The following is a 15,775-nucleotide window of genomic DNA, read 5'->3' as shown; positions in this document are numbered from 1 at the left end:
AGTAATACATCATACATTCTACATCATACATAGTATACTACATCATTTTTCTTGCCAATGCAATCAATGCTCCTTCTGCAAAAGGCGGTGCCATCAGTTGTACGCCAATTGGTAAACCTGCTGAATCAACCCCATTCGGAATCGATATAGCCGGATAGCCTACCACGTTAGCCTGAACGGTAAAAATATCGGCCAGATACATTTGTAACGGGTCTTCTGTCTTTTCGCCCAACCGAAAGGCTGGTGTGGGTGTGGTGGGCGAAAGTAAAAAATCGTATTGCTCAAACAGCCGTTCGGTTTCCTGCTGGATCAATCGCCGAACTTGCTGTGCTTTTGTATAATAGGCGTCGTAATAGCTGGCACTGAGTGCAAACGTACCCAGCAAGATGCGCCTACGTACTTCAGCGCCAAACCCTTCTGTCCGGCTTTTTTTGTACAACGTTAAAAGATCCATTCCCGATGTACCAGTAGATAGACTTCTGTAACCGTATCGTACACCATCGAATCGCGACAGATTTGATGAGGATTCGGCCGTCGTCAGGATATAATAAGTTGGGAGTAGATATTTTAGAAGGGAAATATCAACAGGTTCTACTATGTGGCCCGCTGCTTTCAGTTCATCTATTTTTCGCTGGGTAGCTTTCCGAATGCTGGAATCGAGAGCTTCACTTTCCACGCCATCGCGTAAATAGGCAATACGTAAAGGTCGATCAGGAAGGGTTGATTGGGCATAAGCAGAAACCGGTTTACTCGATACAGTACTATCGAAATCATCCGAACCAGCCATAATTTCGAGAAGAAGAGCTGCGTCGTCAGCTGTATTGGCAATGGGACCGATGCAATCGAAAGAAGAAGCATAAGCGATTAAACCCCAACGGCTTACTCGCCCATACGTAGGTTTCAGCCCAACAACGCCACAGAAAGCGGCTGGCTGACGAACAGAACCTCCTGTATCGGAACCGATACTAGCTAAACATAATCCGGCCTGTACAGCTACAGCTGATCCGCCACTAGAGCCACCAGGTACGCGACTGGTATCCGCTGCGTTTCGAACTGGACCGAAGGCAGAATTTTCATTCGATGAGCCCATCGCAAACTCATCGCAGTTTTGCCGACCGATGATGATGACATCTTCGTCGAGCAAGCGCTGGACGGCAGTGGCTGTAAATTGAGCGGTAAAATTTTCGAGAATTTTGCTGCCTGCCCGAACACTGTGGCCAGCATAACTCAGCACATCTTTTATGCCAATTACCATACCCGCCAATCGACCAGCCGTTCCGGCTACTAATTTCTGATCGACGATATCTGCCTGAAGACGAGCTTCTTCGGCGTAGACTTCCGTAAAAACGTTAAGATGCTGGTGTTCCTGAATGCGGGCGATATAGTGTTCTACCAGTTGTCGGCAGGTAATTTGGCCGGATTGAAGATCGGCCTGAACTGAAGCGAAGCTACGGTAAAGGGACACAGGGAGTAGTTTAAGGTTTGACGTTTTAGAGTTGACCGACGTACAGATTGTAGATAGCAGTTAACCTCAAACCTCAAACTTGGAACATCAAACTAATAAAAACAGACAATCAGACGGCTCCCGTTGGAACCGTCTGATTGTCTGTTTAGACACTAAACATGTTTAGTGCTTATCCGACTCTTTCAGACCTTCTTCGATATTCTCGCGAACGTCTTTGGTAGCGTCTTTGAATTCTTTGATGCCTTTACCAAGACCTCGTGCGAGTTCGGGGATTTTTTTCGCGCCGAACAATAGGAGCAATGCCAGGAAGATAAAGATCATTTCCTGACCGCCTAAACCCATAAATGCCAAAATACTTGCCGAAATCATGATTTCTGGAATTTGAATGTATGCAAAATTAACAAAACTCTCTCGTACAATCTATTAAAACGTAGTGAAACTTACGTATAGAAATGCATTATTCGATTTACAATCTTCACTTTTTTTCGCTGTCGTTTGTAAATCGCCAGTCAGCTTACCCGATTTTAATTGTCTCAGGTTGACGTGTACTCTCTTTGCGAGAAGTAGTTCCACTACTTTCCCAGTCGCGGAATTTATCAATATCATCCCGAATTCCGTTGAATAACCAGAGCATTAAAGCAATGTCGTCGGTCAATCCTACTATGGGCAGAAAGTCGGGTAAGATATCAATGGGCGATACGAAATAAATCAGAACCGCAATCATCCGGAGCAACGTTTTCCAGGGTAACTGCCGATAATCACCTGATGCATAGGCTTTGAGCAATCTAGTGACTACACTCAGTTGTTCACGAAACGTGGCAAAGTTTGCGCCTGACAGCCCACCGCTTTTTTCGATAGCTTCCCGGACCAATTCAACTAAACTTCGGGTATTACGTGCGTAACGAGCGGCACCCGCATTGGCCCGCTTAAAAAAAATAGAGGACAGAATCCTGGATATAAGACTGTTGTTTTTCATTGGTTTTGTTGCCACTGCGGAGAGTGTCAGAATACAAAGCAAGGGATAGTACGTATCTAATAGAGTACGCTCCCAGTATAAACGCAGGAACCGAACCAGAAGTTTTATTCGAATCGCTATTGGTTTGTCTTGAACCGGGGCCGTACTTTTGCAATCGCTTGTTAACTCTTAATTCCGAATACTGTATGAAAGTTACCGTAGTAGGTGCCGGAGCCGTTGGGGCTACCTGTGCCGATAATATTGCCCGCCGGGAACTCGCCCATGAAGTTGTTCTTCTCGACATCAAAGAAGGCATTAGCGAAGGAAAATCACTCGACATGCTTCAGGCATCCACTTTGCTCGACTGTGATGTCAAGCTGGTTGGCTCTACCAATGATTATGAAAAAACGGCGGGTTCGGATGTCGTCGTTATTACATCAGGTTTGCCGCGTAAGCCAGGTATGACGCGTGAAGACCTGATTGGTATCAATGCGGGCATCGTAAAAGGGGTAACGGAAAATATTCTGAAACACTCGCCCGACACGATTTTCGTCATCATCTCGAATCCAATGGATACGATGACCTACCTCGCACTGAAATCGTCGGGTTTGCCGAAAAATCGGGTAATTGGTCTGGGTGGTGCGCTGGATTCGGCTCGCTTTAAAACCTATTTGTCATTGGCCATGAACTGCTCGCCTAATGATTTGCAGGCTTCAGTAATTGGCGGTCATGGCGATACAACGATGATTCCATTGACTCGCCTAGCCACTAAAGCCGGAGTACCTGTAAGCAATTTCCTGGATGAAGAAACGCTGAAAAAAGTAGCTGCCGATACAATGGTAGGCGGTGCTACGTTGACAGGTTTAATTGGTACATCAGCCTGGTATGCACCGGGAGCCGCTGGCGCTTACATGGTCGAGAGTATCCTGCGCGATCAGAAACGTGTAATTCCATCCTGCGTATTGCTCGAAGGTGAATACGGCCAGTCGGATATTTGCCTTGGCGTACCGGTTGTGTTGGGCAAAAACGGTTGGGAAGAAATTATTGACTATAAACTGAACGATGAAGAGCAGGCTGCATTCAATAAATCAGCCGATGCGGTTCGGAATATGAACAATGTACTGAGCACGCTGAACATTGGTGTTTAGTCATCATCATTTTTTTATACATGCAAAACCGGCTACTACGGCCGGTTTTTGTATTTTGTCAATTCAAGCAGCAATACTGTCGTTTCAGCACAACTGGTTTGGGACAGGGAAGAGGTCAGTCGTAACTATGTACTGTTTTTGTAACAGTCCTCTTTCTATGAAACACTTACTAACAACTGTACTAATGCTGAGCACAATCCTGACGGGTTTCGCTCAGACGCGCGAAATTTACACCAACCCCAATTTTCCAACGCTGGCGAAAACGCATAAAATCCTGGCGATTTTACCTTTCAAAACGACTTTACAACTTCGGCCCAAAGAGGTAGAGAAAAACGGCGGTCCAACTGGTGTAGCCGCTCTCGAAAAACGCGAAGGATTAGACGTACAAAGTGCCGTTCATTCATACTTCCTGAAGCGCAAAGAAAGTAACGATATCACGATTGATTTTCAGGATCCTGCTCGCACTAATGCGTTGCTGGAGCGTAACGCCGTCACCTACGAAACACTATCGGGTTTCACTCCGGAAGAGTTGGCTAAAATCCTGAATGTAGACGGCATTGTATCCGGCACCTTCGAAAGTACCCAGCCGATGTCGAATGGAGCCGCTGTTGCGATGGCGCTTACCGTTGGCTTTGGTGGGCCTACCAATACGGGTAAAACTACAATTAGCATCAACGACGGCAAAACGGGCGAACTACTTTGGAAGTACGATAAAACGCTCTCTCGGGGATTTGGTAGCAATACTGGCACCATCATTACGACGATTATGCGGAAAGCGTCCCGGCAGTTTCCCTACGATAAAGATTTTCAGTGATTAGGTTAGGTTAGTACGCAAGAAAAATCCCCACCAGTTTCTAGTGGGGATTTTCTATTAAATTATTTTTGTCATCCTGACCGTAGGGAAGGATCTTAACGCTTCTTTATTGGAGTATTAGGGAACCTTAAGATCCTTCCCTACGGTCAGGATGACAAAATAATTTAGGCAAATAGCGATATCAATTAGCTGGGTTAAATAAACACTTGGTATTGTAAGGTTAGCTGACCACGTCGACCACCGGGCGCGTATTGATTTCCTGATGCCCGATAATAGGGTCGGTTCTGATAATCGAGCGTCAGTTTTCCATTATGGCCTTTGATTAGGTAATTGATACCAATATTATAAATGCCGAGTGTTTGGGTAATACGCTGATAGTTGGCGATTTGTGCCTGCACATACGGCATCAGCGTACCGTTGCCGGGGCCAAATAAATCCCGTTTCATCAGATAGCCAAACTGTGTGTAAACAACGCTACCAGTTCCAAACATGGGTAAAGCATTGCCTTGCGTACCGGCCGGGTAGCCCGATAATACGCCACTAGCTGGGTTCATAATACCGTTGAAACGCAGGTAGTTCGCGCCGTAATTAGTATTGAAATAACCCAGGTAAGCATTGATCGCTGTTCCTTTTTCTTTATTAACAGGCATATCGAGGAAGGAAGCAACGGACCATAAATTCATGTTCTGATAAACAGTATCGCCAGCTGTAGGGACACTGACCATCGCATTTTTCTGCGTGATAAAACCGGCCTCCAGATTGAAAATTTTCTTCGTTCCCAGATACGTTCCGGTGTTGTAACCGGGTGTCTGGTGTGACTCTTTATCAAAGAATTGCCATAGAAACAAGCCCTGGAATTGTTTGTTGTGCCCTTTCAACGCGAAAATAGCATTCGGTCCGTAGGTGGGTAATGCGGCTCCGTTGGTTTGAATTGGAAACGGATCGCTAACGGCCACTCGATAGTCAAGATGCCCCACCTGGCCCCGTGCGTACAAGCTTAGTTTACGCGAAAACTGATCTGTTTGATCGACAGTGGCCTGAGCAAATACGGGCACATCCATCGTCATAATGTTGCTCACACCGGGTGCCGAAAAACGGGATAAGCCATTGACGATGGTTAAACCATAGCCAATTTTCAGGTAGTCTTTATTTTTCCAGACCAAGTACTCTCCGACGGCATCGTGAAAGAAAGCGTGGATTTTACGGTTCGAGGAAGCGGCCGGACTGAATCCTCCATTCAGGTAATTGAAGTTGTTCATTCCGAACTGGAAATACATAAAGACGTGGTCGCTGAGTTGCCCAAACAACTGCATACGAGTTCGACGAAGGCCAATGTCGAACGTATTGTCTTTCGGCTCACTGATGACCGTAGAGCCCGGATTACTCTGATTGAAACGAAGCCAGGACTGGTTTAAAAACGTGACTTTGAAAAAATGCGAACCCGATTCGTTGAGGTTGTATTTCAGCTCGTTTTTTTCGAGTGCTGGCTTGGGTATAGCCGTCGTTGATGAAGGATTGGTGTCAGAAGGAAGGGTATTCGGTTGTTGGGCCAGGACATAATCACTGTAAAGTAGGGCAACTAAAACAGAAAGTTTTTTCATAACAGATCGGTCAACTAATCCTTTATAAACGTAAGGCCAAAGTTAAGTCCGTTCGTTTGCGAATCTGGCTAAAATTAGCCTAGAAATAGTCTGATAGTTTGTAGCTGTTGGCGTGTTCGATAATACGTTACCGGGTGATAACTGTTGCAATATAACCCGGTAACGTATTGTAAATCAAGGCCTATCTGCGCGTTAATTGGCCAAAACTACGTTTTTTTCGTAGTGGGCAATTTCATCGCAACAGGGTCCCAGTGTATGATCTTTTTGCTTAAATAACTTGCGTTACAAGCCAGAGCCGGAGCAGCTGCCCGAAATCCGAATTCAGCATCCTCAACCACGGGTTTTCCCGTTCGAATCGAATCGAAGAAATTGGTGAAATGATCTAAATGGTCGCTGTAGCCGTCTGGCGCTTTAAAGACAATATCTTCTTTGGTTGGGCGCTTTCGTTGTTCGGGGGTCCATTTGGCGTCATATTCCTTTTGCATTTCCTCCTGCATACTTTTTGAGAACGTAAACAGCGAATCATACCCACCAAAACCGGGCGCTTGGGGCATAAGACTATGTTTTACGGTGATATTGTTGCCTCGCACATCAATGACGCCCTCAGAACCAACCAGACGAATTACTTCCTGGCCACCCGTACCGCTGATAAAATTCACCTGTAACGTCAGTTGAAACGCAGCATGTTCCGGACTATCGGGATATTGCATCACGCCCGACATTACATCTGGCAGATTACGCCCGTCGTTCCAATAGCTGAACTGGCCGGTGCTGTAAATACTCCGGGGCCCTTTTGAATTGGTCATAAAGTGAGTGCCACTCAGCAGGTGAATAAACAAGTCGCCCGCTACGCCCGTACCCACTTCTTTGAAGGCCCGCCACCAAAAAAACTTTTTGCCATCGTAAGGCATCTTGGCCGTGACCGCGACAAACCGTTCCCAATCGGTTGTCATAGCGTTTGCGTCTTTTGGAATCGTGTATTCCCAGGCGCCAATCGAACTTTGCCGGTCATAGACGGCATTCACCATGTTAAGTTTACCAATTTCACCAGATGCCAGCAATTCCTTGGCTTTGGCATATCCAATGCTGCTGACCCGTTGGCTACCCACCTGCAACACTTTACCCGCCTTTTTGGCGGCTGCTATCACGGGGTAGCCTTCGCTAATTTTATAGACCATTGGTTTTTCGCAGTACACGTGTTTGCCTTTTGCTAAAGCGTCTAACGTGATGCGAGAGTGCCAGACATCGTGCGTGGCAATAATCACCGCGTCGATGTCTTTCCGGTCCAGGAGTTCTTTATAGTTACGGGTGGTATACAGTTCATTGCCATAGGCCTCTTTGGCATTTTCGATTCTGCCCGTATATAAATCGCAAATACCAGCCAGTTCTACGCCGGGCACTTTCAGCGCTGTATTTAAGTCAAAATGGCCTTGAACGCCGTACCCAATAACCCCTAATCGAATTGTATCATTAGACGAAATCGGCCTTTCATACTGCAATATGCGTTCTTCGGCTTTTGCCTTTGCCGCAAGAGAAGACAATGGTGAAGATGCTGCCACCAGGCTGGTAGCGCCAATCTGTTGCAAAAATCGCCGTCTGGAGCTGGCGTTTCCCTTTTTCATGCGAAGTTTAAGATTAATGGTTATTTAACTAAATAGCTGACAAAGGCGATTTTCTGGCTGTCAGGACTCCACGAAGGTACATTGATTGTGCCTTGGCCGCCATAAAAAACGGGAGTGAGGTCTCTGATCGCTTTGGTTTTGGTATTCATCAGGCGTAGTTTAACGTCTTTGCCAAACAAATGCGCTTGCTTTTGATCAGATGTATAAGCGATATAAGCAATCCAGTTACTGTCGGGGGAGGGGTGAGCAAACCAGTTTGAGTTTTCATCAGCGGTTAGTTGCTCGGGTTGCGAACCATCGGCCAGCATCCGCCAAATCTGCATGTGGCCCGTACGGTACGAATTGAAATAAATGTATTTCCCATCGGGTGAATAATCGGGGCCATCGTCTAAGCCCTCGGTGGTTGTCAATCGTTTTTCGGTTCCACCGTCAACCCCGATCGTGTAAATATCAAAATTGCCGTTACGTTCAGCACAATAAGCTAAAGTTTTACCGTCAGGGCTCCAGCCGTGCCAGAACGAAGGGACTTCGGGTGTGATTCGTTTCGGTTGCCCGCCAGTGATCGGAAGAATATATAATGCTGATTTATAGGGCTTTGTAGAGGGGTCGCTTTTGTCATTATGGCTGACCACCAACCACTTTTTATCGGGCGAAATACCGTGGTCGTTGTTGCAGGCAGTTGCAAAACCCGTATTGAGTACGTCTAGTTTTTTAGAAGCCAGATTCAGGGTGTAAATTTTACCCTTGCTATTGAGTATCAGGTAATTGTCAGGATGCCAATTCGGGGCTTCAAAATGGGTTTTGATAGCGAGAATGGTATCGATCTTTCCCGTTTTAATGTCGAGCGTTTGGATATAACTCGTCGTATCTTTTTTGACCTGTGCCATGGAAGAAAACGAGTAGAGCAGGCAAAAGATGACCCCGCCAAGCCATTTGAAACGAAGCAAAGAGGATTGTACTAGAAGCGAATTTCTCATAAAATGAAAGGGTTGATTTTATACTAAAAAGCTGACAAAGACAAATGTAGTCAGTTTGCTATTATATTATAAAAAAAATAAAATAGATAAAATTATTACTGTAATAAATTAGAATAGGTATATAGCGTAAGGAGTTAATTAGGCGTATAAACTCTACTTTTGCAGCACAATGGAGAAATTTGGGGACGGCCAGTATATAGCACACCTTTCGATCGACTGTGTGATTTTCGGCTATCGGGATAAAGAATTGAACGTGCTGATTTCCAAATTCAAATTTGGAAAAGGGACCTGGTCTTTACCGGGCGGCTATATTCTGAAAACAGAAGGAATCGATAAGGCCGCTAGTCGAATATTAAAAGAACGGACTGGGCTGGAGGATATCTATTTAGAGCAATTCCGCGTTTTTGGCGATGAAAACCGGATCGTAAATAGTCATCATAAGAATGTTGTAAAATCGGAGCTACGCAAATTTGATGAGCAACGATTTAATGCCGAAGTGACTGATTGGTTAACAAGTCGATTTGTATGTATTGGCTATTATGCCCTTGTTGACATAAATAAAGTGGCTCCGCAATCCGGCGAATTTGATGATTATCTCGAATGGCGGAGCATCAAGGATATTCCCGAAATGATTCATGATCATAGCGAAATCCTGGCGTATGCGCTGGACGCCCTTCGCCAAAATCTTGATCAAAAATTAATTGGCTTCAATCTTCTGCCCGAAACGTTCACCATGCGGGAAGTTCAGGAGCTTTACGAGGCCGTTTATAATAGGCCCTTTGTTATTACTAATTTCCAGAAGAGGCTTCTGGATTTGAATGTTTTGCAACGCCTTGAAAAGAAATTTACAGGGGCAGCCAACAAAGCTCCTTATTTGTATCGATTCAAAAAATAGCTTTGCTGGCCGCTCATAAAGTTATCTTTATTCGTTTTTCAGTATTTCCGTCGGATTACTTTTTACTGCTTTCATCGTCTGTGATCCGATCATCAGAAATGCGATCAGCAATACCACCAGCAAACCGACGAATAACTCGGCGACCTGCACGGGAGTGTGATACGGAAAATTAGTGAGCACCACCTTCTCAAAGAAAAAGTAGGTTACAGGCAGAGCGATGAGTGCCGCTATCGACAGCTGCACGAGGAAGCCACGGCTTAATAAAAAAACCAGGTTGCCAGGGCTTGCGCCCATCACTTTACGGATGCTGACCTCCTTCAACCTGGTTTCGGTTGTGAATGCCACCATACCGAGCAAGCCCATCGATGCAATCGAAATGGCCAGGAACGAAAGGAAGCCGATGATCTTGATCATGGTAGAAAATTCGCTGTAGGCCTCTTCTATGGCTTCGTCATAAAATTCAGCCTCAAATGGATGAACACGATCGATCTTCTTCCAGATTGACTCGATTTTGGCTCTGGTTGCTAAAATGTCTTTGCTTTGTATTTTGGCGTTAATGACTGCTCTATCTTCGGGTGTCCAGTGCATGAAGGCTACCGGCCCAACGAGATTGTCGACCTTGCCATAGTGAAAGTCTTTCATGACGCCAACAATGGTCATCTGGCGCGTACCGCCGAAATTGCTGAATGTGATTTCTTTCCCAATTGCTTTCTCGGGATCGTTATTACCGATGTTAAATCGTTTTAGCACCTGCTGATTAACGATCACTTCTGTAGCGGCTTTGGCTGTAGTAGGCCGTGCTATAAAATTGCCCCCGGCAATGAGCTTGTATTCATGCACAGTCAGGTAGTTTTCGTCAACGTTGTTGGTCATCACCAGCGCAGAGTCGCGCGAATCGTTGTATTTCATATAGCCCCCCCAGGCATTCCCAACACTGGTGATTATCAACGACCGCGATAATGCCTTTACTTCCGGCATCTCGCTCAGTTCCTGCACAAATGCATCGGGTTTATTCCCCTGCATAGTAATGTTCAGGATGTTTTCGGTGTTGAATCCCAGGTCGAATGCCAGTATATTTTTATACTGTACATAGCCAATGGCGGTTGTTGTAATAAAGATCAAGGTGAGCGTGTATTGAATCACTACCAGCGCGCGTCGGAGTGTTAGATGTTTGAATACTTTCACCGACCGGTACGTCGGAGCGGACACATTCCTGAGGGCCTTGATCGCGCTGACTTTCGAAAAGAATAGGGCAGGTGCGAAACCCGCCATAACTCCTACGGAGATCGAAAAGATGATAAAAGTGATAACCATCGACGGCGTAAGCTCGAGCTTTACGGTGCGTTGCATTTCTGGAGCCAGGTTTATCAATTGCGGCCGTAAGACGAGGAAGATCAGGTAAGATAGAACGAGGGCTGCCAGCGAAATCAGGATGGCTTCGGCCAGGAATTGTTGCCACACTTGGCTTTTCCCGGCACCGATCGCTTTGCGAATACCAACTTCTTTAAACCGGCGCATGGCGCGCGCCATCGAAAGATTGGTATAGTTGAAACAAGCGGACAAAATCACGACAAGGGCAAGTCCGCCAAGTATCCAAAGTACACGTGGAGACATGTGAGGGCCCACAGCCCCGGGACCTCCTTCGGAGGCCCGAAACTCTTCTCCGACCACAATACTATGTAAAGGAAGAAGTTCGAGTTGAATCTTCGTAGTCTCCTCAGCGAGATTTTCCTCTCTGGCAATGGCGTCGAGCTGCGACTGGATTGATGTCAGGTCGGCAGTTGGAGACAGCCGGAGATAGACGTAGTTCGATGACATGCTTGTCCAGTTGTAGAAGGTCTTGTTAGTCTTATTGAGCTGCTCGGCTGTCGACAGCGATACCAGTGCTTCGAAATGAATGTGTGAAAAGAAGGGAACGTCCTTTATGACGCCCGTTACCTGATAAGCGAGGGTATCAAACTTGATTGCCTTACCCAGCGCATGTTCGGTGCCGAAGAGTTTCCTGGCAGCCGTCTGGGTAAGGACGATCGAGTACGGGTTTTTCAAGGCAGTTTCGGGATTGCCTTCCAGCATTGGGAATGTAAGCACCCTGAATAGTGATGGCTCCGCCCAGAGCCCCTTGATAGGGATAACATCGTCGCCAATCTTGGCATCCTGCGAAAAATCGTTACGCATGATAGCCACCTCGTCAATGCCGGTTACTTTCTTCCGGATAAGCTTTCCGGTCTTTATGGATGTGGTGGCAAACTTGCCACCTCGTTCACCATTGACCGTCGCTACGTTGGTGATGCGATAAATCCTGTCACCATTCTCGTGGAACCTGTCGTACGAACGCAGATCGAGTACGAACGCGATCAGCAGTAACCCAACGGACATACTAATGGCAAGTCCGGCAATATTGATGAATGAGAACAGCTTGTTGTGCAATAAGTTACGTCTCGATGTTTTGATGTAGCTTCCGATCATGATCCAGTTGATAATAAATGCTCCAGTAACTTACGGCAAGAATACCGAGGCAATTCAGGCGGAATGGAAAAATGGGATGAATTGGGCTAAAAATGGGACGAAGTGTATGTTGTATTGAGCCCGATCTCAAAGGATTTTTGAGATCAATACGTATGGTAGTTATACTGATGTTGAAGACAGAATTAAGGAATAAATGATCCTGATTTATCAAAAACTTGTTGAACTAAATCTTACAAATAAGCAAGCTTAGTTCAACTAAAAAAACTGTTTGGTGATAAGTAGTACGTAGGTATAAATTTGCTAATTAATTACAAAAATAAAAAAAGTAAAAAATAGACGTATGGTCAAAAACTCCCGAAATGATAAAGGTGAATCTTATAAAAAGAGCCTCAATTAATTGAGGCTCTTTTTATAAGAACTAAATTGTTATTCTGCAAATTGATTTAAATCAATTTTCTTTTGCCGAAGCGCATCTTTAATTTCTAAATAAAACTTTGGATAAGATTTGCTGAAATCACTCCAATACGTTACAGGTAATTGATATAATAAATTTTGAACTGTTATTGTTTGATCAAACGTGGCGGTTGCAGGAATATGACGCTTTACATCGATTAACAAGGTAGTTCTTGTTACGGCACGAAGAGGCAGATCCTGAACCCTCAAATGTTCATCAATCGCAACAATACGTTGTTGCCTTCTTCTTAATTCTTGACTGATAATTTCCTGTGTAGCAAGTAGATTGGCGAGGGAGGATATCCTGTATCTTTTTAATGATTCCATAAGTTTTAAAAAAGAGAATGCAAATGATATTGATTAAAAAACCTGCTTAAATCTATAATTTTTTTCTTTTAATGTTTTGTAATTGCTTGTTATTGGATTTTATATTTTCTCTTTATATTTCATTGGAAATAATAATTGATACTATTAATTGTTTTTAAATATATGATCACTTTATTTTTGTCATTTATTATTATTGTTTTATTTGTTAATAAATGAAATTATTATAATAATGTTATAGCTATTTTTGACTAATTATATTTTTTCATTTCTTATTAATTATTTACTCGATTTTTGATCGTTGTGGCCATTAAATAATAATTTATCATTTAGTTGAAACGTATTTTTTTTGATCTATATTTCTGTTGATTTATTGAGGTTTTTATATAAAAAAAATGACCTAATCTGGATCGCTAGGATGCAGCGTTTTCAGTCGGCCCCCAACTATGCTTTGGACACTACCCTCGATCAGTAACAATAGGTGAGTTTAATGGTGATGGGAAAGCCGACTTGGTCGTGGCGAATGTCAATAGCAGTTTAGTAGCCGTACGGCTAGACCCAAGTTCAGTCGTTGCAGTCTTTTTCTGTAGAACACTAAATGAACAGATTACGGCAAATGACCTATATAAATTATATCGTAAAGCCGATTGACAGTCTGGCTATTGAGACGACAAAAGGCCAATATTAACAAAATGGATTCCTGAGACGAGATTCAACAGCTACCTTTGTCCATAATTGCCTACTATCTGAATTGCTTGTTAAAAAACGATATGAATAAGTCATTTTTTAGCTTACGAATTAGCCTACTTGCCAGTTGGTTACTCACTTTCTACTTTACCTATGCGCAACCCATACCTCAAACGACGATCCGCCTGAATCAGCTTGGTTTTTATCCCAACGCGCCAAAAATAGCCGTACTGGTTAACGAAACAGAGAGTAATTCAGCAGGAAAGCCCTTTCAAATTACCAGTCCAGATGGGAAAAAGGTCTTGTTTTCGGGAATGCTGATTGGACCGCGTAAGAACGCCATTTCGGGAAAAACCACGGTGATGGCCGATTTCTCTGGCTTCAAACAAACCGGTACGTTCGTTGTGGTTATTCCCGGTTTAGGGCAGTCGTATCCATTCCAGATTCGCCCATCTGTTTATCATGATCTGGCTGCAGGTTCGTTGAAAGGGTTTTATTACCAGCGAGCGGCTACAGACTTGCCCGCTAAATACGCCGGACAGTGGGCGCGACCGGCTGGTCACCCCGATAGTCACGTATTGATTCATCCCTCGGCAGCTTCGGCCACTCGCCCGGCGGGTAGTACCATCGCATCACCGCAGGGCTGGTATGACGCGGGCGATTACAATAAATACATCGTCAATTCGGGCATCACGATGGGAACGCTGCTCTCGCTGTACGAAGATTTCCCCGATTTCTGCAAATCGTTAACTACAAATATTCCCGAAAGTAGTAACCGGTTGCCCGACCTGCTCGACGAATCGCTCTGGAACCTCCGCTGGATGCTCACCATGCAGGACCCCGCCGATGGGGGCATTTACCACAAACTGACTAATCCAAAATTTGATGGAATGGTGATGCCCGACAACGCGAAACCCGACCGCTACGTAGTGCAGAAGAGCGTAACGGCTGCTCTCGATTTTGCTGCTGTTATGGCGCAGGCAAGTCGGGTGCTACGTGGGTACAACCGCGAGTTGCCGGGACTTGCCGATACGTGCGTGAAGGCGGCTGTTCGTGCCTGGGGGTGGGCGAAACAAAATCCCACTACGTTATACAATCAGGACGCCATGAATAAAGAGTTCGATCCTGACGTAGTCACGGGCACGTATGGCGATCGTGATGCAAGTGACGAGTGGATATGGGCGGCTACCGAACTGTATCTGACCACCAAAGATGATACGTATTACACGGCCGTCAATCTCTTTCCCGATACCAAAACCCCGTTACCATCGTGGCCGCAGGTCCGAACGCTGGCGTACTATTCGCTGGCCCGTTTCGCTGATAAACTAACGCCACGCGGTCAGAAGGATTTGCCTACGGTGAAAAAGCATTTATTAACCCAGGCCGATTCGTTGCTGGCTGGTGTTGATCAACAGGCATTTGGGACGGTTATGGGGAAATCGGCGAAGGATTTCATTTGGGGCAGTAGCGCGGTGGCGGCTAATCAGGGCGTCGCGCTGCTTCAGGCGTATCGGCTTACGAATGATTGGCGATACCTCGATGCTGCACTCAGCAACCTGGATTATCTGCTGGGACGTAACGCCGTTGGCTATTCCTTCGTGACGGGTTTTGGTAGCAAAACGCCACTTCATCCCCACCACCGTCCGTCCGTCGCCGACGGCATCGAAGCCCCAGTTCCCGGTTTGCTGTCGGGGGGCACCAACGCGAACGCAGCCCGGCAGGACAAATGCGCCGGTTATACAACCACAGTCGCCGATGAGGTTTTTTTAGATGCCGACTGCTCCTATGCCTCCAATGAAATTGCCATCAACTGGAACGCTCCGTTGGTGTATTTGGCCACCGCGCTGGAAGCCTTGCAGACACGGGTAGCTAAAAAGTAAGCCGTAAAAAATTCGAGCCTGTTTAAGCGTTTTTCTAGAACGGTTTTTGTCATTCTGACGCAGGAAGAATCTTAAGGTATCCTTACTCGTGAGTGATGATACCCTAAGATTCTTCCTGCGTCAGAATGACAAAAAACAAATATCAGCAACGTCTTACGGGAGTTTAGATAGGCCGGCGCGTTGTGATTTTTATCATGTATAGTTTACCAAAATACGATCTAAAAACCGTTCTGTTACGTTAACAAATAAGGAGTATATAAGCTCAGACTCATCTCTTGGTAGCCTTATTGATAGGCAGTAAACGGGGGGCCTTTGCTAGGGTAAACCCTAGTTTTATATAATTCGGGTTTTCACTATTCCCTAAGCCGTATACTTAATCCTAATTTTGCTAAACAAAGTTCTATTTAAGAGAATCGTTCAATTATAACCTTGAACGGTTAAATTAAACTAGAACGTTAACCAGTTTTTGTTGGCAGAATTCATTGTCA

Annotated in this window: 12 protein-coding genes and 1 pseudogene; 5 read left to right on the top strand and 8 right to left on the bottom strand. The window is 45.2% G+C overall.

From position 1 onward, the window contains the following. Positions 1 to 37: 37 nt before the first annotated feature. From gatA to ACYVE4_RS30740, 3 genes are all read right to left on the bottom strand, one after another. Positions 38 to 1,465 (bottom strand): Asp-tRNA(Asn)/Glu-tRNA(Gln) amidotransferase subunit GatA, encoded by a 1,428-nt coding sequence (gatA, locus tag ACYVE4_RS30750; protein ID WP_461044252.1) that lies wholly within the window; start codon positions 1,463 to 1,465, stop codon positions 38 to 40. A 162-nt stretch (positions 1,466 to 1,627) separates the two neighbouring features. Continuing rightward, positions 1,628 to 1,834 (bottom strand): Sec-independent protein translocase subunit TatA/TatB, encoded by a 207-nt coding sequence (locus ACYVE4_RS30745; RefSeq protein WP_461044251.1) that lies wholly within the window; start codon positions 1,832 to 1,834, stop codon positions 1,628 to 1,630. Positions 1,835 to 1,979: 145 nt separating this feature from the next. Next, positions 1,980 to 2,441, bottom strand: coding sequence for a YkvA family protein (locus ACYVE4_RS30740; RefSeq protein WP_461044250.1), 462 nt, complete (start codon positions 2,439 to 2,441; stop codon positions 1,980 to 1,982). 185 nt (positions 2,442 to 2,626) lie between these two features. Between ACYVE4_RS30740 and mdh the strand changes: the two genes are divergently transcribed. Both mdh and ACYVE4_RS30730 read left to right on the top strand, forming a co-directional pair. After that, positions 2,627 to 3,568: a malate dehydrogenase gene (mdh, locus tag ACYVE4_RS30735; RefSeq protein ID WP_461044249.1), complete on the top strand. Its 942-nt coding sequence runs from the start codon at positions 2,627 to 2,629 to the stop codon at positions 3,566 to 3,568. Positions 3,569 to 3,725: 157 nt separating this feature from the next. After that, positions 3,726 to 4,382, top strand: a complete 657-nt coding sequence (locus ACYVE4_RS30730) for a hypothetical protein (protein ID WP_461044248.1) — start codon at positions 3,726 to 3,728, stop codon at positions 4,380 to 4,382. A 194-nt stretch (positions 4,383 to 4,576) separates the two neighbouring features. On the opposite strand, the gene ACYVE4_RS30725 is transcribed toward ACYVE4_RS30730, so the two are convergent. The 3 genes from ACYVE4_RS30725 to ACYVE4_RS30715 all read right to left on the bottom strand — a co-directional run bounded on the left by ACYVE4_RS30725 (position 4,577) and on the right by ACYVE4_RS30715 (position 8,582). After that, positions 4,577 to 5,983, bottom strand: coding sequence for a hypothetical protein (locus ACYVE4_RS30725; protein ID WP_461044247.1), 1,407 nt, complete (start codon positions 5,981 to 5,983; stop codon positions 4,577 to 4,579). Between the two features lie 206 nt (positions 5,984 to 6,189). Further along, positions 6,190 to 7,605, bottom strand: coding sequence for a Gfo/Idh/MocA family protein (locus ACYVE4_RS30720; RefSeq protein WP_461044246.1), 1,416 nt, complete (start codon positions 7,603 to 7,605; stop codon positions 6,190 to 6,192). A 20-nt stretch (positions 7,606 to 7,625) separates the two neighbouring features. Continuing rightward, positions 7,626 to 8,582 (bottom strand): TolB family protein, encoded by a 957-nt coding sequence (locus ACYVE4_RS30715; RefSeq protein WP_461044245.1) that lies wholly within the window; start codon positions 8,580 to 8,582, stop codon positions 7,626 to 7,628. A gap of 169 nt (positions 8,583 to 8,751) precedes the next feature. Here ACYVE4_RS30715 and ACYVE4_RS30710 point away from each other — a divergent pair, with 169 nt between their 5' ends. After that, positions 8,752 to 9,477 (top strand): NUDIX hydrolase, encoded by a 726-nt coding sequence (locus tag ACYVE4_RS30710; protein ID WP_461044244.1) that lies wholly within the window; start codon positions 8,752 to 8,754, stop codon positions 9,475 to 9,477. Positions 9,478 to 9,504: 27 nt separating this feature from the next. Here ACYVE4_RS30710 and ACYVE4_RS30705 read toward each other — a convergent pair whose 3' ends face one another. Then, positions 9,505 to 11,943, bottom strand: coding sequence for an ABC transporter permease (locus tag ACYVE4_RS30705; protein WP_461044243.1), 2,439 nt, complete (start codon positions 11,941 to 11,943; stop codon positions 9,505 to 9,507). A gap of 426 nt (positions 11,944 to 12,369) precedes the next feature. Next, entirely contained in the window at positions 12,370 to 12,723 is a 354-nt protein-coding gene (locus tag ACYVE4_RS30700; protein ID WP_461044242.1) for a hypothetical protein, read from the bottom strand. Between the two features lie 462 nt (positions 12,724 to 13,185). Between ACYVE4_RS30700 and ACYVE4_RS30695 the strand changes: the two are divergent. After that, positions 13,186 to 13,371: pseudogene (locus ACYVE4_RS30695) on the top strand (FG-GAP repeat protein); the annotation flags it as partial. Positions 13,372 to 13,490: 119 nt separating this feature from the next. After that, on the top strand, positions 13,491 to 15,287 hold the full coding sequence (locus tag ACYVE4_RS30690) for a glycoside hydrolase family 9 protein (RefSeq protein WP_461044241.1): 1,797 nt from the start codon (positions 13,491 to 13,493) through the stop codon (positions 15,285 to 15,287). Positions 15,288 to 15,775: the final 488 nt, after the last annotated feature.

The sequence above is a fragment of the Spirosoma harenae genome (assembly GCF_054776975.1).
The sequence above is the reverse complement of the archived record's forward strand: the minus strand, read 5'-3'. Positions and strand labels throughout refer to the sequence as shown.